At 43.8% G+C, this 21,797-nt stretch carries 23 protein-coding genes; 22 read left to right on the top strand and 1 reads right to left on the bottom strand.

All coding sequences use genetic code 11. The annotated features are described in order from the left end of the window. Positions 1-21: 21 nt before the first annotated feature. The 8 genes from holB to CS921_RS12590 all read left to right on the top strand — a co-directional run bounded on the left by holB (position 22) and on the right by CS921_RS12590 (position 6,294). Positions 22-1,014 carry a DNA polymerase III subunit delta' gene (gene holB / locus CS921_RS12555; RefSeq protein WP_162921767.1) on the top strand — a complete coding sequence of 331 codons (993 nt, stop codon included), beginning with the start codon at positions 22-24 and terminating at the stop codon, positions 1,012-1,014. A gap of 5 nt (positions 1,015-1,019) precedes the next feature. Further along, positions 1,020-1,853 (top strand): PSP1 domain-containing protein, encoded by an 834-nt coding sequence (locus CS921_RS12560; RefSeq protein ID WP_099224419.1) that lies wholly within the window; start codon positions 1,020-1,022, stop codon positions 1,851-1,853. A 10-nt stretch (positions 1,854-1,863) separates the two neighbouring features. Next, a complete protein-coding gene (gene yabA, locus CS921_RS12565) occupies positions 1,864-2,238 on the top strand; it encodes a DNA replication initiation control protein YabA (protein ID WP_099224421.1) in 375 nt (124 codons plus the stop codon). 60 nt (positions 2,239-2,298) lie between these two features. After that, entirely contained in the window at positions 2,299-3,045 is a 747-nt protein-coding gene (locus CS921_RS12570) for a tRNA1(Val) (adenine(37)-N6)-methyltransferase (RefSeq protein WP_099224423.1), read from the top strand. Continuing rightward, on the top strand, positions 3,029-3,319 hold the full coding sequence (locus CS921_RS12575) for a GIY-YIG nuclease family protein (protein ID WP_099224425.1): 291 nt from the start codon (positions 3,029-3,031) through the stop codon (positions 3,317-3,319). Before CS921_RS12570 ends, CS921_RS12575 begins: the two co-directional genes overlap by 17 nt. Next, on the top strand, positions 3,297-4,178 hold the full coding sequence (gene rsmI / locus CS921_RS12580; RefSeq protein ID WP_099224427.1) for a 16S rRNA (cytidine(1402)-2'-O)-methyltransferase: 882 nt from the start codon (positions 3,297-3,299) through the stop codon (positions 4,176-4,178). Before CS921_RS12575 ends, rsmI begins: the two co-directional genes overlap by 23 nt. A gap of 12 nt (positions 4,179-4,190) precedes the next feature. Further along, positions 4,191-4,547 carry an iron chaperone gene (locus CS921_RS12585; protein WP_099224429.1) on the top strand — a complete coding sequence of 119 codons (357 nt, stop codon included), beginning with the start codon at positions 4,191-4,193 and terminating at the stop codon, positions 4,545-4,547. A gap of 502 nt (positions 4,548-5,049) precedes the next feature. Continuing rightward, positions 5,050-6,294, top strand: a complete 1,245-nt coding sequence (locus tag CS921_RS12590) for a PHB depolymerase family esterase (RefSeq protein WP_099224431.1) — start codon at positions 5,050-5,052, stop codon at positions 6,292-6,294. Between the two features lie 86 nt (positions 6,295-6,380). On the opposite strand, the gene CS921_RS12595 is transcribed toward CS921_RS12590, so the two are convergent. Further along, positions 6,381-6,656, bottom strand: a complete 276-nt coding sequence (locus CS921_RS12595; RefSeq protein WP_099224433.1) for an AbrB/MazE/SpoVT family DNA-binding domain-containing protein — start codon at positions 6,654-6,656, stop codon at positions 6,381-6,383. Positions 6,657-6,811: 155 nt separating this feature from the next. On the opposite strand from CS921_RS12595, the gene CS921_RS12600 reads away from it, so the two are divergent. From CS921_RS12600 to CS921_RS12665, 14 genes are all read left to right on the top strand, one after another. Then, entirely contained in the window at positions 6,812-7,669 is an 858-nt protein-coding gene (locus CS921_RS12600; protein ID WP_099224435.1) for a GRP family sugar transporter, read from the top strand. 103 nt (positions 7,670-7,772) lie between these two features. Then, on the top strand, positions 7,773-8,552 hold the full coding sequence (gene ytvA / locus CS921_RS12605; protein ID WP_162921768.1) for a YtvA family blue-light photoreceptor: 780 nt from the start codon (positions 7,773-7,775) through the stop codon (positions 8,550-8,552). A gap of 195 nt (positions 8,553-8,747) precedes the next feature. Continuing rightward, positions 8,748-9,605, top strand: coding sequence for a GRP family sugar transporter (locus CS921_RS12610; RefSeq protein WP_099224439.1), 858 nt, complete (start codon positions 8,748-8,750; stop codon positions 9,603-9,605). A 299-nt stretch (positions 9,606-9,904) separates the two neighbouring features. Then, positions 9,905-11,911 (top strand): methionine--tRNA ligase, encoded by a 2,007-nt coding sequence (metG, locus tag CS921_RS12615; protein WP_099224441.1) that lies wholly within the window; start codon positions 9,905-9,907, stop codon positions 11,909-11,911. A gap of 193 nt (positions 11,912-12,104) precedes the next feature. Then, on the top strand, positions 12,105-12,872 hold the full coding sequence (locus tag CS921_RS12620) for a TatD family hydrolase (protein ID WP_099224443.1): 768 nt from the start codon (positions 12,105-12,107) through the stop codon (positions 12,870-12,872). Positions 12,873-13,168: 296 nt separating this feature from the next. Next, on the top strand, positions 13,169-14,392 hold the full coding sequence (locus CS921_RS12625) for a G5 and 3D domain-containing protein (protein WP_099224445.1): 1,224 nt from the start codon (positions 13,169-13,171) through the stop codon (positions 14,390-14,392). Positions 14,393-14,531: 139 nt separating this feature from the next. Beyond that, a complete protein-coding gene (gene rnmV, locus CS921_RS12630; protein ID WP_099224447.1) occupies positions 14,532-15,143 on the top strand; it encodes a ribonuclease M5 in 612 nt (203 codons plus the stop codon). Further along, positions 15,097-15,984: a 16S rRNA (adenine(1518)-N(6)/adenine(1519)-N(6))-dimethyltransferase RsmA gene (gene rsmA / locus CS921_RS12635; RefSeq protein WP_099224449.1), complete on the top strand. Its 888-nt coding sequence runs from the start codon at positions 15,097-15,099 to the stop codon at positions 15,982-15,984. The genes rnmV and rsmA overlap by 47 nt, the downstream gene beginning before the upstream one ends. A 118-nt stretch (positions 15,985-16,102) precedes the next feature. Further along, the gene (gene veg, locus CS921_RS12640) at positions 16,103-16,360 is read left to right on the top strand and encodes a biofilm formation stimulator Veg (RefSeq protein WP_099224451.1); all 258 of its coding nucleotides are present in this window, start codon (positions 16,103-16,105) and stop codon (positions 16,358-16,360) included. Positions 16,361-16,500: 140 nt separating this feature from the next. Next, positions 16,501-17,367 (top strand): 4-(cytidine 5'-diphospho)-2-C-methyl-D-erythritol kinase, encoded by an 867-nt coding sequence (ispE, locus tag CS921_RS12645; protein WP_099224453.1) that lies wholly within the window; start codon positions 16,501-16,503, stop codon positions 17,365-17,367. A 122-nt stretch (positions 17,368-17,489) separates the two neighbouring features. Continuing rightward, positions 17,490-18,308 carry a pur operon repressor gene (purR, locus tag CS921_RS12650; RefSeq protein WP_099224455.1) on the top strand — a complete coding sequence of 273 codons (819 nt, stop codon included), beginning with the start codon at positions 17,490-17,492 and terminating at the stop codon, positions 18,306-18,308. 207 nt (positions 18,309-18,515) lie between these two features. Next, positions 18,516-19,196, top strand: coding sequence for an efflux RND transporter periplasmic adaptor subunit (locus CS921_RS12655; protein ID WP_099224457.1), 681 nt, complete (start codon positions 18,516-18,518; stop codon positions 19,194-19,196). A 30-nt stretch (positions 19,197-19,226) separates the two neighbouring features. Next, positions 19,227-19,916 carry an ABC transporter ATP-binding protein gene (locus CS921_RS12660; protein ID WP_099224459.1) on the top strand — a complete coding sequence of 230 codons (690 nt, stop codon included), beginning with the start codon at positions 19,227-19,229 and terminating at the stop codon, positions 19,914-19,916. Continuing rightward, positions 19,913-21,118 (top strand): ABC transporter permease, encoded by a 1,206-nt coding sequence (locus CS921_RS12665; RefSeq protein ID WP_099224461.1) that lies wholly within the window; start codon positions 19,913-19,915, stop codon positions 21,116-21,118. The genes CS921_RS12660 and CS921_RS12665 overlap by 4 nt, the downstream gene beginning before the upstream one ends. Positions 21,119-21,797: the final 679 nt, after the last annotated feature.

The following is a 21,797-nucleotide window of genomic DNA, read 5'->3' on the forward strand; positions in this document are numbered from 1 at the left end:
GAATTGGAAAGGAAGTTTTTTGTGGGATTACAAGCTGAATTGATGGAATTGCAACCTGTTGTGATGCACTTATTCTCAAAAAGTATCCGCGAAAACAGACTGTCGCACGGCTATTTGCTGGAAGGCGCAAAGGGAACCGGTAAAAAACGGACCGCGCTCTGGCTTGCACAAAGCTTGTTTTGTTTGGAAAAGACAGATGAAAACAGTGCTTGTGGGCATTGCGTCAACTGTACGCGTATCGCAAATGACAACCATCCAGACGTTCACTGGCTGATTCCAGACGGCGCTTCGATCAAAATTGATCAGGTCCGTGAGCTAAAGAATGAACTCAGTAAACGAGGCATGGAGTCAGATCAAAAAGTATTAATCATCGATGAAGCAGATAAAATGACGGTTCAATCCGCCAACAGTCTGCTGAAATTTATAGAAGAGCCGGACGGAGGCATGTTGCTGCTTTTTATTACGGCCAGTCCAGGGAAGATTTTGCCGACCATCAAGTCGCGTCTTCAACCAGTGTCTTTCAAGGAGCTCAGTTATCCGAACCGCCTGAAAGCATTCACCAGTGCGGGAATCGGCGAGCAGAAGGCGCGAATATATGCCAGCTTGACCGGCAGTTTGACAAGAGCGCTGGCATGGGAAGAAGAGGACGAATTTTCCGAGGCTCGAAACGCAGTAATCAAGCTATACGAAGGGCTGTATCATAATGGCCCAAGTCCGCTTATCCACATTCAGGATACGTGGATGCAGCTCTTTAAGGACAAAACAGCCTGTGCATTTGGCTTGGAGCTGTTGCTGCTTCTATTCCGCGACCGGATGCATCTTTCGCTTTCAGGGGATTACGAAATCGTCTGCACAGGTCAGCAGGAAATGTTGAAGCAGGACGCACTGCGCTACTCGCTTAAAGAGACGACAAGTGCAATAGAGCTAGTTCTATCTGCAAAAACCAAGCTGGATTCCAACATGAATATGCAGCTTTTGATGGAGCAGCTGGTACTCAAGCTACAGGGGAGGTAATCCATTTGCTTAAAATCGTTGGCGTGCGTTTTAAAGACGCTGGTAAGATTTATTATTTTTCACCCGGTGATCTTGCTATCAAGCAGGGGCAGGGCGTGATTGTCGAGAATGCGCAAGGCCTTGAATTCGGTCAGGCGGTCATTGAGCCGCGGCTGGTCGACGAGGAGGATGTCGTTTTACCGCTCAAGAATGTCATTCGGATTGCAACGGCAGCCGACTATGCGTGCGTGCAGGAAAATGCGGATTCCTGCCAAAAAGCTTTCTTGACATGTGATGAAAAAATCCGTGAGCACAAGATTGATATGAGTCTTGTGGATGTTGACTATACATTTGACCGCAACAAAATTATTTTTTATTTTACAGCAGAAGGACGCGTGGATTTTCGGGAGCTTGTGAAAGACCTGGCTTCGATCTTCCGTACGCGAATCGAGCTGCGCCAAATTGGTGTTCGTGATGAAGCCAAGCTGCTCGGCGGGATCGGCCCATGCGGTCGGATGCTATGCTGTTCGACTTTTCTGGGAGATTTTGAACCAGTGTCGATCAAAATGGCGAAAGATCAGAACCTATCGCTCAATCCAACAAAAATTTCCGGACTTTGCGGCCGCCTGATGTGCTGTCTCAAATATGAAAACGATCAATATGAAGAAGCGAAAAAAGAAATGCCGGATGTCGGAACAACGATCACAACACCTGAGGGAATTACTGCAAAAGTGACGGGAATCAATCTCTTGCAGCGCATTCTCCAAGTGCGTTTGCCGGAAGAGGAACTCGTCGTGGAATATGAACTGGATGAAATTCGTCCGTTCAATCCAAGCTTAGCCCAATCAGCACAATCTTGAGGTGAATAACGTGGATAAAAAAGCTGTTTTTGATTCAGTAAGCAATATGGAAGAACAGATCGGCGAACTTTATCAGCAACTGGGAGAACTGAAAACCAATCTGGGTGAGATGCTCGAGGAAAACAACCGCTTGCAGCTCGAAAATGATCATTTGCGGGTGCGGCTTTCGGAACTCGACGATTCGAGTGAGCCGTCTGATTCCGAGACAGTCATGGCGCCAAAACGTAAAGAAGCGATGCAGCAGATGTTCGATCACGGTGCAGGTCATGATAATCTGGTCCGGCTCTACAGGGAAGGGTTTCATGTCTGCAATGTCCATTTTGGCAGCCCTCGCAGCGGTGATGAAGACTGCTTGTTCTGTCTGTCACTACTCAGCAAAAAATAATCAATACAGACCTTTCCCGCATATTCTGCGCGTGAAGGGTCTTTTTAAAAGGTGATTAATATGGAATTTCTTCAAGGCGATGAACGGCTGGATTTTTTACTGGCCGAAAAATTACGAATCGTGCAAAGTCCATCCGTGTTTTCCTTTTCACTGGATGCCGTTTTGCTGGCTCATTTCAGCTATATACCGGCTCGAAAAGGAAGCATTGTTGATTTATGCAGCGGGAATGGGGTCGTGCCGCTCCTTATAAGCAAGCACACGGAAGTGCCGATTTACGGGGTGGAAATCCAGCCTCGTCTGGCAGATATGGCCCGTCGGAGCATTGCCTACAACAAATTGGACGATAAAATCACGATGATCGAACAGGATTTGAAAACGGTGGTACCGCTGCTCGGGAAAGAGAAGCATACGGTCGTGACCTGCAATCCGCCTTATTTTAAAACACCAGAAACATCCAAGCAGAATCCCAATCAGCATTTGGCGATTGCTCGGCACGAGATCATGTGCACGCTGGAGGATACGATCCAAGTGGCCTCGGCTCTTTTGAAACAAGGCGGGAAAGCGAATTTTGTGCATCGGCCAGAGCGACTGTTGGAAATTCTGGATTTGATGCGCCACAACCGGCTGGAACCAAAACGTGTCCAGTTCGTTCATCCACTTTTAAAAAAAGAGGCGAATATGGTGCTGGTCGAAGGGATCAAAGACGGGCGAGAAGGCGTCCGGTATCTGCCGCCCATCTATGTACATAACGAAACGGGTGGCTATACAGACGAAGTGAAGGAGATTTTATATGGCGAAAGCAAGTGATCACTATTTTTATGTGCTGCTTTGCGCGGACGGAACTTATTACGGTGGCTATACGACAGACGTGGCGCGGCGTGAGCAGGAACACAATGACGGCATTCGCTGCAAGTATACCAAAACAAGACGCCCTGTAAAAATGATCCATTTTGAAAAGTTTGCGACCCGGAGTGAAGCGACAAAAGCAGAAGCCGCTTTTAAAAAGCTGTCACGTGTCAAGAAAGATCGTTACTTAACGGAAAACGGAGGAGAACGCGATGAAAAGTCAGAAAAGCTTTGAGCAGCAAGTGACAGGTGGGATTTTGTATCTTGTCCCCACACCGATCGGCAATCTGGAAGACATCACTTTTCGGGCGCTCCGAGTGATGAAAGAGGCCGATTTGATTGCTGCAGAAGATACGCGCAATACGATCAAGTTGCTCAATCATTTTGAAATCAGCACAAAGATGATTAGCTATCATCAGCATAGCGACGGCGGCCGATTAGAGGAGCTGGTCGACAAACTTTCAGCAGGTGAAACGATCGCGCTTGTCAGTGACGCAGGCATGCCATCGATCAGCGACCCGGGATTTGAGCTTGTGCAGGCGGCCCTTTCAAAGGAAATCACTGTTGTCCCGCTTCCAGGAGCCAACGCAGCTTTAACGGCATTGATCGCCTCAGGCTTAGCGCCGCAACCATTTTACTTTTATGGCTTTCTTCCGCGACAAAACAAAGAACGCCGTGAAGCGCTGCAAAAATTGGCGCGGCGGCAGGAGACGTGGATCCTTTATGAATCGCCGCATCGGTTGAAGGAAGCTTTGAAAGCCATTGAAAAGGCAGTTGGCGGAACGCGGCAGATCGTTTTATGTCGTGAATTGACCAAGCGCTATGAAGAATTTTTACGCGGCACTGTTTCCGAGGCACTCGAATGGGCAAATGAACAGGAAGTGCGCGGCGAATTCTGCTTGATTGTAGCCGGAAATGAGCAGGCCGACGATTCAGACGAAGAAACGGCTTGGTGGCAGGCGCTTTCTGTGAAGGAGCATGTGGAGCAGGTGATGGCACAGCAGAGTCTGACTTCTAAAGACGCCATCAAGCAGGTCATGAAAGAGCGCGGCCTACCGAAACGCGAAGTCTATGCGGCCTATCATGAAATTTGAGGAGGAAATGGAATGGCAGATTCAGTGATTGAGAGTTATATCGAAAAGTGTGATCTGAACGTGCAACCGCTGCTTAGGAAAGTATACGAGACGATTCAAGAAGCAGTTCCCGCCGAAACAACCGAAAAAATCAGCTACGGCATGCCGACATTTTATTTACACGGCAACCTGGTTCATTTCGCCCCAATGAAAAAACATCTCGGCTTTTATCCCACACCAAGCGCTGTGACCCATTTTGCGTCCCGACTCACGGCGTACAAGACCACCAAGGGAGCCATTCAATTTCCTTATGATCAGCCAATCCCGTATGAACTGATTGCAGAAATCACAAAGTTCCGCGTGGAGGAGAATGTGTTAAAGGGGAAATGAGGCAGCCTTGGCCAGAAGGTAATAGAGGCGTCACTTGAATAGAGGGAAAATAAGAGAATCAAAAATGCAGTAATAGCGCCAGTTTGTAAGGCGGCTGTTGTCTGATTTTTTGATTCTCTTTGTTTTATCAGCTGTTTTTTCGCTTGGATAGGATTTTGAACGGCAAACGGTTCTTTTTACCCGTTTTTTTAAGTGAGCTGAAATAGGGTGTCGCAAATAAAAGTAATGAATTTTACTATATAAATATTTATGTAAGGAAAAAATTAACAAAAAATTAGTTCAAATTAACTAGCAGGCGTTTTGTAGAGAAATACACGGATGAAAAATTTTATTGTAATCGCTTTCTCATTATGATATGATGATTTCAGAAAATAACGGATTGTTACTGCTAAGGCAGGCAAAACCAATGATTTTTCGATAGGTTATCGGACTATTTTGGTATTGTCTGGCTTTTTTTGTGCAGAGAATTCGTTATTTAACTATTCAAAAAAGGAGACAAAAAATGAAGAAAAAGATTAGTTTAGTTGCATTGCTACTGGTAGTTTCGATGGTATTTGCTGCATGTTCTAGTAGCGGCAGTGATTCTTCTTCGGGAGAGAAATTGAGTGCGAAAGATACCACGTTAGTAACAGATGTGATTGATAAAGGGGAAGTAGGATCAGCCGTCATCTTGACTTATCCTGAAGCTGTGAAAGGCAGCGACTTGTCACCATCTGATTTTGCTGTTTTTGCGGGAGCTAAAAGCCGTAACATCCAAGCAGTATATACAAGTGAGAAAAAGGCCGTAGGAACTCCGGCTGAGAAAGGTAAATATGTAGTCCTTGAATTAAATCCAAGTGATGCCAATGCAAGTACGCTGGTTTTTGATGTAGAAAAATTCATCAACAGCCGCGCCAACATGAGCTATACAGTGAAACAAACAGCAACTGTTAAATCGGACAAAGGAACTGAATATGCACCAACAGCAAGCATGGCTGTTAAAGATACAGTGACACCAATTCTTGATCAATTTAAAGGGGATACATTCAAAGATGGCGATAACAAAATGGCTTACCGCCTGTATTCTCCAACAACAGAAAGCAGTGATTCAGCGAAAAAACCATTGATCATCTACCTTCACGGTTCAGGTGAGCGCGGTGACGACAATGAAATGCAGCTTTTAGGAACAGACGGACCGGCAACTTTTGCTGGAAAGAGCTTCCAAACAACGACACCAAGTTACGTATTAGCGCCACAGGTTCCATGGGACAAAGAACGTAACGGCTGGTTCAATGAAGGCCAAACACAAATGGTGAAAAAATTAATCGACAAAGTGGTTTCTGAACATAGCGATATCGACACTTCACGCATCTACATTTCAGGTGTATCCAACGGGGCAACAGGTACTTGGAAAATGCTCGTTGAAAATCCAGACTTCTTTGCAGCAGCACTGCCAATCTCTGGCTACATGTACGATGCAAATGCTGAATTCGTTCAGGACGGTACAGCTCGCTACTTAGCACCTAACAAAGAAGATGCAGCGAAAATCAAAGATATTCCAATCTGGGCTTTCCAAGCAGAAGATGATCCTGTAAACAGTGTTCAAGGTTCGCTTCAAGCAGTTCAAGCAGTGAAAGATGCTGGCGGCACGAAAATCCAAATGACTGAATATCCATCTGGACTTGTTACGCCGAATCCGCATGCAGCTTGGGAAAAAGCATACAACAATTCACAAGCACTAACATGGTTGGTTTCTAATCACAAATAAATAACCGTACAAAAACAGGCAAAAGCATGTGTTTCTCCCTGATAGACGATCTTGGAGAAGCTATCCCTCACGCTTTTGCCTGTTTTTTATTGGAAATTTTTCTGAATCTCCGCAATAAGCTCTTCCGCGCCTTCCTTGCTTAAAGTTAATTTTCCATCTAAAAACTTCTTGTTATCAACTGAAAATTCGCCCGTCACATCGCAGACTAAGCCGGCCGTATATTTCTTTAAAATAATACTCTCCTCATCAATAAAGATTTCGACGGGATCTTTGACTTTTAGATTAAGCGTGCGGCGAATTTCAATCGGAATAACAATTCTGCCAAGATCATCAATTTTTCTCACTACCCCTGTTGATTTCAAAGTGAACACCTGCTTTCATGTAGCTTTTTTCTCACTTTACCCCTAATTGTTCGGTTATAAGCTCTTTTATACCAAAAAATGGAAAAATCCTGAGCAGGAGTCATTTCCCAGAAAAAGGGTATAAGTTCAAAAGAAATCAATAGGGGGAGTTTATAATGAATATTGTCGTAGCACTTATACCAGCGATTATGTGGGGGATTATGCCGCTGATCGTTTCAAAAATCGGCGGAAAACCGAAACAGCAAATTATTGGGACGACACTCGGCGCTTTTATTTTTGCTGTGTTTGTTTTCTTTTTTACGGATCCGCATTATACAATGACGATTTTACTGGCAAGCTTTGTTTCGGGGGCATTTTGGAGTCTCGGACAGATGAACCAGTTTCGCGCCTTTACGCAGGTGGGCGTTTCTAAGACGATGCCGCTTTCGACTGGGATGCAGCTAGTCGGCACGTCACTTTTCGGTGTGTTTGCTTTTCACGAATGGGGGACAACAGCCAAATTGGTGCTGGGTTTTTCAGCGCTAGTGCTAATTATTATCGGGATCGCTCTTTCCAGCTACCAGGAGAATAAAGATGCTGAGCAGGGCACGAATATGAAAAAAGGCTTGGTCACACTCTTGGTTTCGACAGTCGGCTATGTCGGCTATGTAGTCGTAACAAGATGGTTTGATATAGATGGCTGGGATGCTATTTTACCGCAGGCTGTCGGAATGGTCGTAGCGGCACTGCTCTTTGCCGTCAAGAGTGATGAGAAACGCTTTACCAAGCAAACTTTTCTTAATATTATACCCGGACTTCTATGGGCAACAGGTAATCTGGCCTTACTTTTTTCCAATGCCATGGTTGGAATTGCTACAGGGTTCTCACTTTCGCAAATGGGCGTTGTGATTTCAACCCTTGGCGGCATTCTGTTTTTAGGTGAAAAGAAGACGAAGAAAGAATGGATATTTGTTGTTATAGGAGTAATCTTAGTCATTACAGGCGGAACGATGATCGGTTTTGCTAAAAGTTGAGGAATGATTGTGAATTAAAATAGTTCGCTTTTTTATGATTTGAAAGATAATTATTGTATAATCAATAAAGAAATTATTTTAATGAAGAAAAGGGCGAAAAATGATGGAACAACATTCACTATCCTCCGTAGTTATACGCGAAGCATTAACGTTTTCGGGTGCGCCAGTCATTATTACCGATCCGAATATCTCGAATAACCCAATTGTTTTTGTCAATGAAGCCTTTGAAGAATTAACGGGTTACACAGCCGAGGAAGCTGTCGGTCAAAATTGTCGCTTTTTACAGAGGGAAGATACTGACAAAGAAGCTTTGCGCGCAATCAGTGAAGCCGTGCGCTTGAAACTGCCAACAAAGCAGATCTTGAAGAATTATAAAAAGAATGGCGATGTTTTTTACAACGAATTGACCATTCGACCGATCTATGATGAAAATGGCGCCGTCTATTTCCTAGGCTTGCAAAAAGATGTCAGTGAGGTTGAACAGTTGAAAAGAGAGATGCGCCATGCAGAAGAAACGATTTTTTCGCTGACAGCACCGATTATTCCGCTGAGCCAGGAAATGGCGATTTTGCCACTCATCGGCATACTTGATGAAAATCGCTTCAAGATATTACTCGAAAAAAGCACGCGCTATTTGGAAGAAAGAGAGATTGCCTATCTGATTCTGGACTTCTCCGGCTTGACCAAATTTGACGAGTCGATCGTAACGGGCATCATGAATTTCCGCAAATTCTTAGATTTAATGGGCATTCGGACAGTCTTTACAGGAATCAATCCGCCGCTTGCCAAGTCCTCCGTCTTATTTGACAATCATCTGCAAGGCATTACAACATTCCATTCAGTCGATCAGGCGTTGAAGCATTTTCAATTTAAACCACATTAAAAAGCACGCCCGGAAGGTAAACTGGGCGTGTTTTTTAAAGCGCTTCGAAAAACTTAATATTTAAATGAAACGCTTACCTGAAAAAAAGCGCTATTCAATTTTTCGCGTATCCGCTATAATGGAGAAGTTAAACATTTCACCTACACAAAAATCGCATAACTTCCAAGCAGGTGTATAAACAGGGAGGACAATAAGTTGAACATAACCATTGCGCTCATTCCAGCACTTCTGTGGGGATTTATGCCGCTGATTATTACAAAAGTAGGAGGAACGACGAGACAACAAACGATGGGTGTCACACTTGGGGCGCTTCTTTTTGCGTGCATCGTTTTTCTCTTTTCGCCACCTACTTATACACTTTATACATTTGTGATTAGTTTTATGACAGGTTGCCTTTGGGCGATCGGTCAAATGTTTCAGCTGCAATCATTCAAGCTGATTGGTGTTTCCAAGGCAATGCCGATTTCAACCGGCATGCAGCTTGTTGGAACAACACTTTGTGGCGTGCTCCTTTTTCATGAGTGGGACACGATGACCAGAATGATTCTAGGTTTTACGGCGCTGGCATTGATTGTCATCGGAATTTTTATGACGAGCTATGCAGAAAAGCAAGAAGACGGAACAGCCCAGCTGAATAAAGGGCTGATCATCCTGACGATCTCCTCTCTTGGCTATATCAGCTATGTCGTGGTGATCCAAGGCTTCCATATCAATGGATTTGAAGCGATTCTACCACAAGCGCTTGGCATGGTTGTCGGTGCACTTCTGATGACACACAAGGGCACAGAAAAACGCTTTACTTCCCGTACTTGGCTGATCATGATTCCCGGAATGATCTGGGCTGCCGGCAATTTGGCGATGCTCTATGCGAATGGCCTTGTTGGCGTAGCGACCGGTTTCTCTCTTTCACAGCTAGGGGTTGTGATTTCGACACTCGGTGGAATTATACTGCTGGGCGAGAAGAAAACGAAGAAGGAAATGGTGTTCGTGCTGATCGGCGTCGTGCTGGTCGTGGCAGGCGGCATTTTGATTGGTGTTACAAAAGGGCTATAAATCCAACCCAGCGCCGTCTACATCGAAAGTTGAGGAAGACGACGCTTAAATGCAAGGCATCATCGAAGCTGTCCGCTTTTCGCACCAAGCTATTGCCAAAACAGGCACCTATCAAGCGGCCATAAAATCAATTTAAGACACAGCATGCACTTGAAAAAGGCGGCAGTGTCTTTTTTTTGTCAAAATGATGATAATTTTTTAGGCAAAGGTATATTTCAATATCTCTAAAAATGCTATAATAAAAAGTAATGTTTATTGATTGTCGGATTTACCGGCAGAATCTGAGGGAGGGAAATTAGTTGCAAGAGGATAAAAATACCTTTTACATAACGACACCAATTTATTACCCAAGTGGCAAAGCGCATATTGGCCACGCTTATACAACAATTGCAGCAGATGCAATGGCACGTTATAAACGACTAACAGGCTACGATGTGTTTTTCCTGACAGGTACAGATGAACACGGCCAAAAAATTCAAGCAAAAGCAGAAGAACGCGGCATTTCCGAACAAGAATATGTCGACGAAATCGCAGCCGGATTCCAAGACCTGTGGAAAAAATTAGAGATTTCCAACACCGACTTCATTCGGACAACGCAGGACCGTCATAAAGACAGCGTCCAAAAAATCTTTGAGCGCCTTGTGGAACAAGGAGATATCTATCTTGGTGAATATGAAGGCTGGTACTCAGTTTCTGATGAAGAATATTTCACTGAGACGCAACTTGCCGAAGTATATCGCGACGAGGCAGGCAAAGTCATTGGCGGTAAAGCACCAAGCGGCAATGAAGTAGAACTGGTCAAAGAAGAATCCTATTTCTTCAAGATGAGCAAATATGCCGACCGACTTGTAGAATATTACAACGCGCATCCAGATTTCATTCTGCCGGAATCCCGTAAAAATGAGATGATCAAGAATTTCATTGAACCCGGCCTTGAAGACCTGGCTGTTTCGCGGACGACTTTTGACTGGGGCATCAAAGTTCCAAGTAATCCCAAACATGTTGTATACGTGTGGATTGATGCACTCTCCAACTACATTACCGCACTCGGCTATAATACAGATAATGACATCAAATTCCAAAAATACTGGCCAGCAGACGTGCAGATTGTCGGAAAAGAAATCGTCCGTTTCCACACAATCTATTGGCCAATCATTCTCATGGCACTTGATCTGCCACTTCCGAAAAAAATCTTTGGTCATGGCTGGATCTTAATGAAAGATGGCAAAATGTCCAAATCCAAAGGCAACGTCGTCGATCCTTATATGCTGATTGAACGTTACGGTCTAGATGCCCTTCGTTACTATCTGCTTCGAGAAGTGCCATTCGGTTCAGACGGCTTGTTCACGCCGGAAGACTTTGTCGATCGTGTTAACTATGATCTTGCTAATGACTTAGGTAATCTATTAAATCGTACAGTTGCAATGATCAATAAGTACTTTGATGGAGAAATCCCAGCTTATCAAGGAAATGTTACACCGTTTGATGAAAAATTGGTGGCTTTCAAAGAGGAAGTAGTCAAAGAGTACGAAGAGAATATGGAAAATATGCAGTTCTCAGTTGTACTAAGCAAATTATGGGCACTTGTCGCCCGCACCAACAAATATATTGATGAAACAGCGCCGTGGGTACTGGCAAAAGATGAAGCGTCCTCTGACCAACTTGCCAGCGTCATGACCCATTTGGCTGAAAATCTGCGCATTATTGCCGTGCTTTTGCAACCATTCTTGACGCGCGCTCCAGGCGAAATTTTTATCCAGTTAGGCTTGCAGGATGAAGCAGCTAAAAAATGGGAAAGTGTCCATGAATATGGCGCGATTCCAGCTGGAACAAAAGTTGTCTCAAAAGGAACGCCAATTTTCCCGCGTCTGGATGCCAAAGAAGAAGTCACATACATTCAAGACGAGATGAAAAAATCCGCTCCTGCTCCAGCACCTGAAAAACAAGAAGCAAAAGCAGAAGTGGAAGCCCTTGAAACGCCGCAAATCGGTATTGAAGACTTCAATAAAATTGACCTGCGCGTTGCGGAAGTCAAACAAGTCGATAAGGTCAAAAAAGCGGACAAATTACTATGCTTCCAACTAGATCTAGGTGAAGGTAAACTCCGCCAAGTGCTTTCAGGAATTGCCGAGTACTACCAACCGGAAGACCTACTAGGCAAAAAAGTCATTGTCGTCTCCAATCTGAAACCAGTTAAATTGCGCGGTTTGCTCAGTGAAGGAATGATTCTTTCGGGCGAACAAGACGGCGAATTGCGCGTAATAGAAGCAAGCAGCGACCTTCCAAACGGCGCGAAAGTAAAATAGTCATATTCGATCCGAGGTATATTTATTAGCCATCCGTGCTATACCTCGGATTTTTTTGCGGAAAAACCAGTTTCTTCTATAATAATTGACAACGAGAATAATATTTATGCAACCGTTTGCAATAAAACGTCCTTTTTGATAACGATCTTTTTCATAGTATAATAGAAGAAAACGGAAATTTGGAGGAGAAAAAATGCTTTTTGATACTCATGTACACTTAAACGACGAAGCTTTTAATGAAGATTTAGAAGCTGTCATTGCACGTGCAAAGGAAAATGATGTAAGCAGAATGGCCGTAGTAGGCTTTAATAAAAAAACAATCGAACGGGCGCTAGAACTGGCTGACCAATATTCATTCATCTATCTGATCGTCGGCTGGCACCCTACAGATGCAATTGACTTTACCGAGGCTGATCTAAATTGGCTGCGTGAATTGGCGGAACATCCGCGAGTAGTTGCGCTGGGAGAAATGGGGCTCGACTATCACTGGGACACTTCGCCAAAAGAAGTACAGTTTGAAGTCTTTCGCAAACAGATTCGCCTCGCTCGGGAAGTAAAACTGCCAATCGTCATTCATAACCGAGAAGCAACGGAAGATGTCGTGCGTATTTTAGAAGAAGAACATGCGGAAGAAGTAGGCGGCATCATGCACTGTTTTGGTGAGACTGTTGAAGTGATGGAAAGATGTTTAGCACTTAATTTTCATATTTCTTTTGGCGGAACCGTTACTTTCAAAAACGCTAAACTGCCTAAAATTGCAGCCGAAGCTATACCAATTGATCGAATGCTGATCGAAACGGATGCGCCATATCTTGCTCCACACCCAAATCGTGGAAAAAGAAATGAACCTGCTTATGTGAAGCTTGTTGCAGAAAAAATCGCCGAATTGAAAGAAATGAAATATGAGGAAATCGCTAGGCACACAATGGATAACGCGAACAAGTTGTTTGGTATACAATAGAAAATGTCATTAAACTGTAATAATCGATCTCCTCTGTAACTCAATATTAAGATTGGAATGTAAACAAATTTACGATTTTATCAAACCCCCTTATTTTATGCCTAAGTCCCGAGTCGTAGACGAATGTTACAGAAATATTACAAACAGGGCTATGTCTTTGAAAACAATTATGAAAAGGCTATAGTATCAACGGTTTGACAGTTTTAAACGTGTAAGAGTGCACAAGCGACCTCAAAAATTGACAGTTCTTTCGTCCCCCGTATATAATCACTAGCGAGTAGAAAGGGGAGAAATACATGACCATGGAAAACAGCAGTAACGTAGACCAACCATCAAAATGGAAATTACCGATTTTGATTGCAGGATTTGTTATTGTAGTCGCACTGGTTTTTTATTTCGTTTTCGAAGGAACTAAAAACGATATCACCATTATGAATGCGGGCGAAAAAATTGAAGCAAAAACACATGCCGCTACTGTTGGTGAAGCGCTAAATGAATCAGGAATAGAAGTAGGGAAACACGATCAAGTATCTCCTGCTAAAAATACACCGATCAAGGATAATATGAAAATTGATTACGTGAAAGCAAAGCAAGTAAACGTAACGGATAATGGCCAAACAGAAAAAGTTTGGAGCACAAAATCCACGGTGGGAGAATTACTGAAAGATGAAAATATGACACCAGGTCCACATGACGTTCTGAATGTTTCGCTTGATGATAAAGTGAAAAATGATATGAACATTGATATTGACCGGGCAATCGAGTTGACACTCAAAAATGGCGATAAAAACGAAACCGTCTGGACAACGAAAAACACAGTTGGTGATTTACTAGCTGAAAAAAATATCACCGTTGACGGAGACGATCGTGTATCACCAGCCAAAGATACGAAGCTAACATCGGACATGAATATTGAAGTTGCTTATGTAGATAAAAAGTCCGAGGAAAAAGTAGAACAAATCGCTTTTGATACCGTTTATAAAGACGATGCTAATCTTGAAAAAGGGCAAGAAAAGGTCGTCACTGAAGGCAAGAACGGTGAAAAGAAAGTTAAATATGATGTCACTTATGAAAATGGCAAAGAAGTGAAACGTGACCGCGTTTCCGAAGAGAATGTTTCTGATAAGCAAGATAAAGTAGTCGCACGTGGTACGAAGGAAGCTGTGCAAACAGTTGCAGCCACTTCCTCGTCGAACGCTTCTACACAAACAGTCAGTCATTCTGATAGCTCAGCTGCACCAAGCGGCGGCAAAACATTCACGATGGAATCCACAGCATACTCTGGCGGTGGGACAACGGCAACAGGAATCAATCTAAGTGCGAATCCGGGCATCAAAGTTGTTGCAGTTGATCCAAGTGTTATCCCGCTAGGTTCAAAAGTATGGGTTGAAGGTTACGGTGTGGCCGTTGCCGGAGATACAGGCGGCGCGATCAAAGGAAATATCATTGATGTTTATTTTGACGATGCAGGCTCTTGTTACTCTTGGGGCAGAAAAACAGTCACAGTCAAAGTTTTATAAAATTATTCATAACGGCTTGGGTCGAAGCATGACTTTGACTCAGGCCGCTTTTTATATTTTCAGACCTAATTTCCGCCATATTTATTCCTGCGAAGTTCTGTGGTATGATGAGGGTACTGATTTTTAAAGGACGAGTGAAATGACAAAACCTATTATTCATGAAATTATCGTGGTGGAAGGTCGGGATGATACAACGGCCATTAAGCGAGCCGTTACAGCCGACACAATCGAAACGAACGGCTCAGCCATCAACGAAGCAACGATCGAGCAGATCCGCCATGCCAGCGAGAAACGAGGCGTGATTGTATTTACGGATCCCGATTTCCCGGGTGAAAAAATCCGCAAAACCATCGATCAGGCGGTTCCAGGCTGCCATCATGCCTTTCTAACAAAAGCGGCGGCCAGACCGAAAAACGGACGGGGAATCGGCGTTGAACATGCATCAGTTGAGGCGATTCAAGAAGCCCTGACCAATTTTCACACTAGCGGTGAGCGTATGCAGCGCCAAGAGGTCACACATGAAGCGTTGATCGAACTTGGCCTTCTTGGCGGACCGGCAGCTAAAAAACGCAGAGAACGGCTGGGAGAGCTTCTACAGATCGGCTATACGAATGGGAAGCAGTTGGAGAACAGGTTGCAAATGTTTGGCATTACAAAAGAAAAGTTTAGCGCGGCATGGAAGCAAGTGCTACAGGAGGAAAAAGATGACGAAAGAGATCGCCACACCATCAAAAACGAGCGAAATTCTTAAAAAATATGGATTCCTATTTAAAAAAAGCCTAGGACAGAATTTTTTAATCGATACGAATATTTTGAACCGCATCATTGAAACGGCCGGTATTACAAAAGCAGACAATACAATGGAAATCGGTCCAGGCATCGGGGCTTTGACTGAACAGCTGGCAAAAGCCGCCAAACAGGTCGTAGCGTTTGAAATCGATCAGCGACTGTTGCCCATTTTGGACGACACGCTATCGGCCTATCCGAATGTCAAGATTGTACATGGTGACGTCCTGAAAGCCGATGTTCCCAAAGTGATCCAGGCTGAATTTGAAACGCCGGATGCGCCACTTAAAATCGTAGCCAATTTGCCCTACTATGTCACGACGCCAATCATTCTGCAGCTTCTGCACGCCCAGGTTCCTGCCGAATCCATGACATTTATGCTGCAAAAAGAAGTGGCTGATCGAATCAGTGCCGTGCCAGGAAACAAAAATTATGGCAGCCTGTCGATTGCCATTCAGTATTACTGTGAAGCCAGTCTAGCCTTTATCGTTCCTAAAACGGTCTTTATGCCGCAACCGAATGTCGACTCCGCCGTTATCCATCTGAAAAGAAGGACGCAGCCAGCAGCCCAAGTTGATGACGAGACGTTCTTTTTTGAAGTCACTCGTTCTGCTTTTGCTCAGCGCCGGAAAACGCTGTGGAACAATTTGGCCAGCAAATTCCCGCAATTGAAACCGGATAAGGAGCAGCTGACAAGTGAATTAGCGCAGATCGGGCTGGATTTATCCCGACGAGGTGAGACTTATTCGATTGAAGAATTTGCGCAGTTAAGTAATTTTCTCCAAAAATTTTTGGCAAAAAAATAATTTTGCGAAAAAATGACCTTAGATGTTGACAGATAGGTAGATAAACTGATAAAATATTTGGTTTCTTGCTTTTGTTTCCATTTTGTGTTATACTATTTGTTAGTGAGGTGGAAAATAAATGCCAACAACCATTGCAAGTATTAAGCAAAACTTAGATTCCAAGTTAGGTAAAGCATTGACTTTGAGAGCGAACGGTGGGCGTAAGAAGACCATTGAACGTTGCGGTATTTTAGCAGAGACTTATCCATCGGTTTTCATTGTTGAACTTGATCAAGATGAAAACAACTTTGAAAGAGTATCCTACAGTTACACAGATATTCTCACGGATGCAGTAGAACTTATTTTTACTGATGATCAAAAAGAATTAGCTTTATAAGCATTTATGTGGCCGGGTCCGATAAGGGTCCGGTTTTTGCTTTGTCTCAGGAGCTAGCTAGAACGATGCTACCTATTTTTTTCTGCTTATGATAGAATAATACAAAGAGATTTTGAATAGGACGCTCGGAGGCAAAAATAATGAAAATGAGTATTAAAGCGCCAGCAAAGATCAATCTATCCTTGGATGTGCTTTATAAACGCGAAGATGGCTACCACGAAGTCGAGATGGTCATGGCCACAATTGACCTTTCCGATCGACTGTACCTGGAACTGCTTGACTCAGATGAAATTATTTTGGACGTCAAGGCGCACTTTATTCCAGAGGATCGGCGCAACCTGATTTATCAAGCTGCCATGCTTTTAAAGGATCGATTTCAAATCAAAAAAGGCGTTCGCATAACCGTCGACAAACATATACCGGTATCGGCCGGCTTGGCAGGGGGAAGCAGTGATGCAGCGGCAGCGCTAAAAGGCTTGAACATTCTGTGGGGGCTGAATCTGCCTATAGAAGAGCTTGCTGAGATTAGCGGCGCGATCGGGTCGGACATCGCCTTTTGCCTATATGGAGGCGCGGCGCTTGCAACGGGTCGTGGCGAAATCATCCAACCGTTAAAAAGTATGCCCAGCTGCTGGATTGTCGTGGCCAAGCCGAGCATCAGCGTTTCCACACCATCCGTTTACAAGGAGTTGAACCTGCAAGAGGTTGAACATCCGAACACAGCGCTGATGCTGGACGGAATTGAAACAGGCGATCTAGACAAGATCTGCCAAGCGACAGGGAATGTACTGGAAACCGTCACGCTTCAAAAAAATGACGCGGTAAAGCAAATCAAAGACAAGATGCAGGCTTTCGGTGCGGATGCGGCCTTGATGAGCGGCAGCGGACCGTCCGTTTTTGCCATCGTCAAACAGTATTCACGAGCAAAACGAATCTGCAATGGTCTCCGCGGTTTTTGTGATGAGGTTTATCTGGTGCGACCATGGAGCGAAAAGAACGATCAATAAACAAATTTTCCACTAAAGAAGTAAAAAGTTGTCAAGAGTAGGAGAATCGTTTTATAATAAAGAAAATACGTACAAAAGCAAGTTTTTTGTTCTCAATATACGGAAATAAAGGGAGAGAGAGTATGAAGATTCGTCGTAGTGAGCGTCTGATAGACATGACGCAGTTCTTGTTATCACATCCACGAAAATTAGTCCCGTTGACCATGTTTGCCGAACGTTATGGCTCAGCCAAGTCTTCCATCAGTGAAGATCTAGTCATTATCAAGAAAACGTTTGAAGAACGCGGCATCGGAACCTTAGAGACTGTGCCCGGCGCTGCTGGCGGCGTTCAGTATATCTCGAAGGCGGATAATGCGGATGTGCTTGATTTTATTCACACGCTTTGCAACCGCATTGCCGAGCCGAACCGCCTATTGCCTGGTGGCTACCTGTATTTATCTGATTTGCTGGGCGAACCAGTTACCCTGAAAGCAATCGGCAAAATACTGGCAACCAAATTCAATGACCGTCCGATCGACGCGATTATGACAGTGGCGACAAAAGGCATCCCAATCGCCCAAGCGGTATCAGAGCATCTCAGCGTCCCATTTGTTATCGTTCGACGTGACAGCAAGGTGACAGAGGGCTCGACCGTGAGCATCAATTATGTATCCGGATCGACCAAGCGGATCGAAAAAATGGAGCTCTCGAAGCGCAGTCTGGCAGAAGGCGCCAATGTTGTCGTTGTGGATGATTTCATGAAGGCGGGCGGCACGATCAACGGCATGAAGAATCTGCTGGAAGAGTTCAATGCCAATTTAGTAGGCATCGGCGTGCTGGCAGAATCGGAGTATGCAGAAGAGCGGCTGGTGGACGATTATGTTTCACTCGTCAAAATCAAAAATGTCAATGTGAAAGAAAAACAAATCGAAGTCGTAGAAGGCAATTATTTTGCCAAATAAAATATTCAACCTGTCGTAATGAAGAATACGCGCGTCAAAAGCTTCTTTTGGCACCTAAGTATCTCTTCTTTGCGCCAGGTTTTTTTCATGAAAGTTACATCTCGAGGAGTAGTTAAGTAAGTTAACTTTTATGGTACAATGAGACCTATCAACGCAGAAATACATAGGAATAATGACGGTCAAGGATACACTAGAAGGAGGAGACAAATGAAGAAATGGATGAAATGGCTGATCGCACTGCTCGTTATTGTGATCATTGTTGGCGGAGGCTTTTTCCTGCTTAATAAGGGCGGAGAGAGCGCAAGTGTTGGGCAGGAAAAACTTGTCACAACAAAAGTAAAACAAGGTGAGTTAAAAATCAAAGCGACTGGCACAGGAGCGATCATGCCTGAAAATCAACAGATGCCAGATTACAACAAATTGGTTCTCCAAGCACAGATGGACGAACTGGATATTCCGAATATCAAAAAAGATCAGGAAGTCGATATTTCTGTAACGGCTCTTCCAGATAAAACATATAAAGGTAAAGTCACGGAGATAGCAGAGCAAGGACAAGTTCAAAATGGCGTTTCCACGTTTGCCGTGACAATTTCTATTGATGATACAACGGACCTTAAAGCAGGCATGACAGCAGACGCATCGATTCTCGTTAATGAAAAACAAGATGCACTCTATGTGCCGATTGAAGCCGTTCAAAAAGATGATGACAATAAATACTATGTGATGGTTCCTGCGAAGGACAAAAAAGGAAAAGAAACCAAGAAAAAAGTGATTGTTGAAACAGGCCTTCACAATGAAGATAACATTGAAATCACTAAAGGCTTGGAAAAAGGCGATAAAGTCATCCTGCCGTCACAAAAATCAAGCACCACCCCAGAAGGATTCTAAAATGAATCTATTCGGAAAGGAGGAGCTGTTTTGACAACACCATTAATTGATATAAAACATATCACGAAGACCTATACACTCGGCGGTGAAACATTTAAAGCGTTGGATGATGTCTCTCTAGCTGTTGAAGAAGGCGAGTTCCTGTCGATCGTCGGCCCGTCCGGCTCAGGGAAATCTACGCTGATGAATATGATCGGCTGTTTAGACATGCCGGATAACGGTAGCTATCATTTGGACAGTGTGGATGTATTTCAGCTGAATGACAATCGCTTGTCGGAAATTCGCAATAAAAAAATCGGTTTTATTTTCCAGCAGTTCAATTTGCTGACGAAGCTCAGTGCGCTAGAAAATGTCGAACTGCCGCTAATCTATGCAGGACTTAGCGCTTCAAAACGTGAAAAAATCGCGCGAGAAAGTCTGGAGAAAGTCGGACTTGGCGATAAAAGTAAAAACTTGCCAACGCAGCTTTCAGGTGGACAGCAGCAACGTGTGGCGATAGCTCGAGCCTTGGCTGCCGGCCCCTCAATCCTGCTTGCAGATGAGCCGACCGGTGCACTGGATTCTAAAACGGGCCGCGAAGTCATGGGAATCTTGCAAGAGCTCAATGCGCAGGGGAATACCATTGTCATGATTACGCATGATTTAGATATTGCGGCTTATGGCACGCGTAGCATCCGCATTCAAGACGGCAAGCTTTATGATGAGGGGGAAAGTAAATGAGTATCCTCCAAAGTATGAAAATGGCTTTCAAGCAGCTGCGTTCCAGTAAGCTGCGTTCATTTCTGACCATGTTAGGAATCATTATCGGGGTGGCCTCTGTCATTCTTTTGGTATCGCTTGGAAAAGGCGTAACGCAAGAGGTAGACAGTCAAATGGGCGATCTCGGCTCCAATTTAGTCACAGTCATGAACTATTCGACCAATCCCAACAATCAATTCTCTTATGATGAAGTGATGAAATACCAAACGATCGACGGCGTCAAAAGTGTTTCACCGGAGCTGTCAGGTCAAGTAAATGCGACGTATGATTACCAGTCTGAAAATCTGAAAGTCATCGGCACGAACGACCAATATCAGAAAGCGCGCAGCTTGGACTTGGCGGAAGGACGCTTCTTGCTGCCGATTGATATTGAATACGGGCAGAAAGTGGCGGTGATCGGTTCAGGTGTCGCCAGTGACCTCTTTGGCTTTGCGGACCCGATCGGTAAAACCATCCGTTTGAACGGCATGCCGTATAAAGTAGTCGGCGTACTGGAAGAAAAGGGCGCCTCCATGATGGGCTCTAGCGATGATCAAGTTTTCATCCCCATCCAAGCGGCTCAGCGACTTTTGAAAGATACGGGCATCCAAAGTATCTATGTAGAGACGGAAAGTGCAGAGGACGTAGATTTTGTCGTAAATACGCTGGAATCGCGTCTGGCAATTAAGTTTAATGAAACAGACAGTAAAAATACTTCGTCCGATAATCAATTAGGCCCATCTTATCAAGTGATCAATCAGCAAGAGATTCTGGATGCTTTCAATACCATCAGCTCCACTTTGACGACGGCCTTGGGAGCCATTGCGGCAATTTCGCTTGTAGTTGGTGGAATCGGCATCATGAATATCATGCTAGTTTCCGTTAGCGAGCGAACGCGTGAAATTGGTATTCGGAAAGCGCTCGGAGCCAAGAAACGCGCAATCCTCATGCAGTTTCTGATTGAATCTGTTGTGATTAGCGTGTTTGGCGGACTTATCGGGATTGCCATTGGCGTGAGCGGAGCGGTAATCTTCGGCAATGTGGCCAATATTCCATCTGGCGTAACGGCCGGGACGATTATCTTCTCATTCGTGTTCTCGCTATGCATTGGTATCATCTTCGGGATTGCTCCAGCCAATAAAGCATCGAAACTGCGTCCGATTGACGCGCTTCGTTCAGAGTGACTCGGCAAAAAGTCCATCTTTAACAAGTGTTAGAGATGGACTTTTTTTAATTCGATTGCGTCTTTTCCATGAATATGCTAAAGTGAGAAACGATAGGTTCGATATATTTTTGGCGTAATAGGGATCTATATTTGGAATTTTAACCAAAGACATATTTTGTCATTTCTTTTTAATGTTTTTGTTACATAAAACAGCAATAAAAAATAAATATCGGGGAAAATAGAGATTAGTCGCACCTGAAAGCAAGTGACAGCAATCATTTGGAAATGGTTGCAAAAAATATAAAAGATACATTGGGAGAAGCTTTTGTAATAAAATAAAACCAAGTAATTTACTAGCTGTTGTACACACTTTTTATAAGGAATAGTAATTTGAAACTTGTTTGGTTGGATAAACAGATGTTTGATTGGGTGCGCATAAAGCTTTTCCAACTATTTCGATTTTATTCTCAAGGAAAACTATGGAAAAATAATGTGTACAAAACTTGTGCAATTATAACCCTTTGTATCCATGTCAATAGTTTTTGAGTAAAAAAAACCGTTTTTTAATATAAATTCACAAAGTTGTCAAATTTGGTTTTTTTTATTATGATAGCTTTAAGGGAAAAGAGATACAAGGTGGAAAAAATCTCGATTTCTTAACAGCTGATTTTTTAAGTCTACTTTTGTTGCATGTGAAC

Origin of the sequence: Listeria costaricensis, from assembly GCF_900183385.1 — a bacterium.
GTDB lineage: Bacteria > Bacillota > Bacilli > Lactobacillales > Listeriaceae > Listeria > Listeria costaricensis.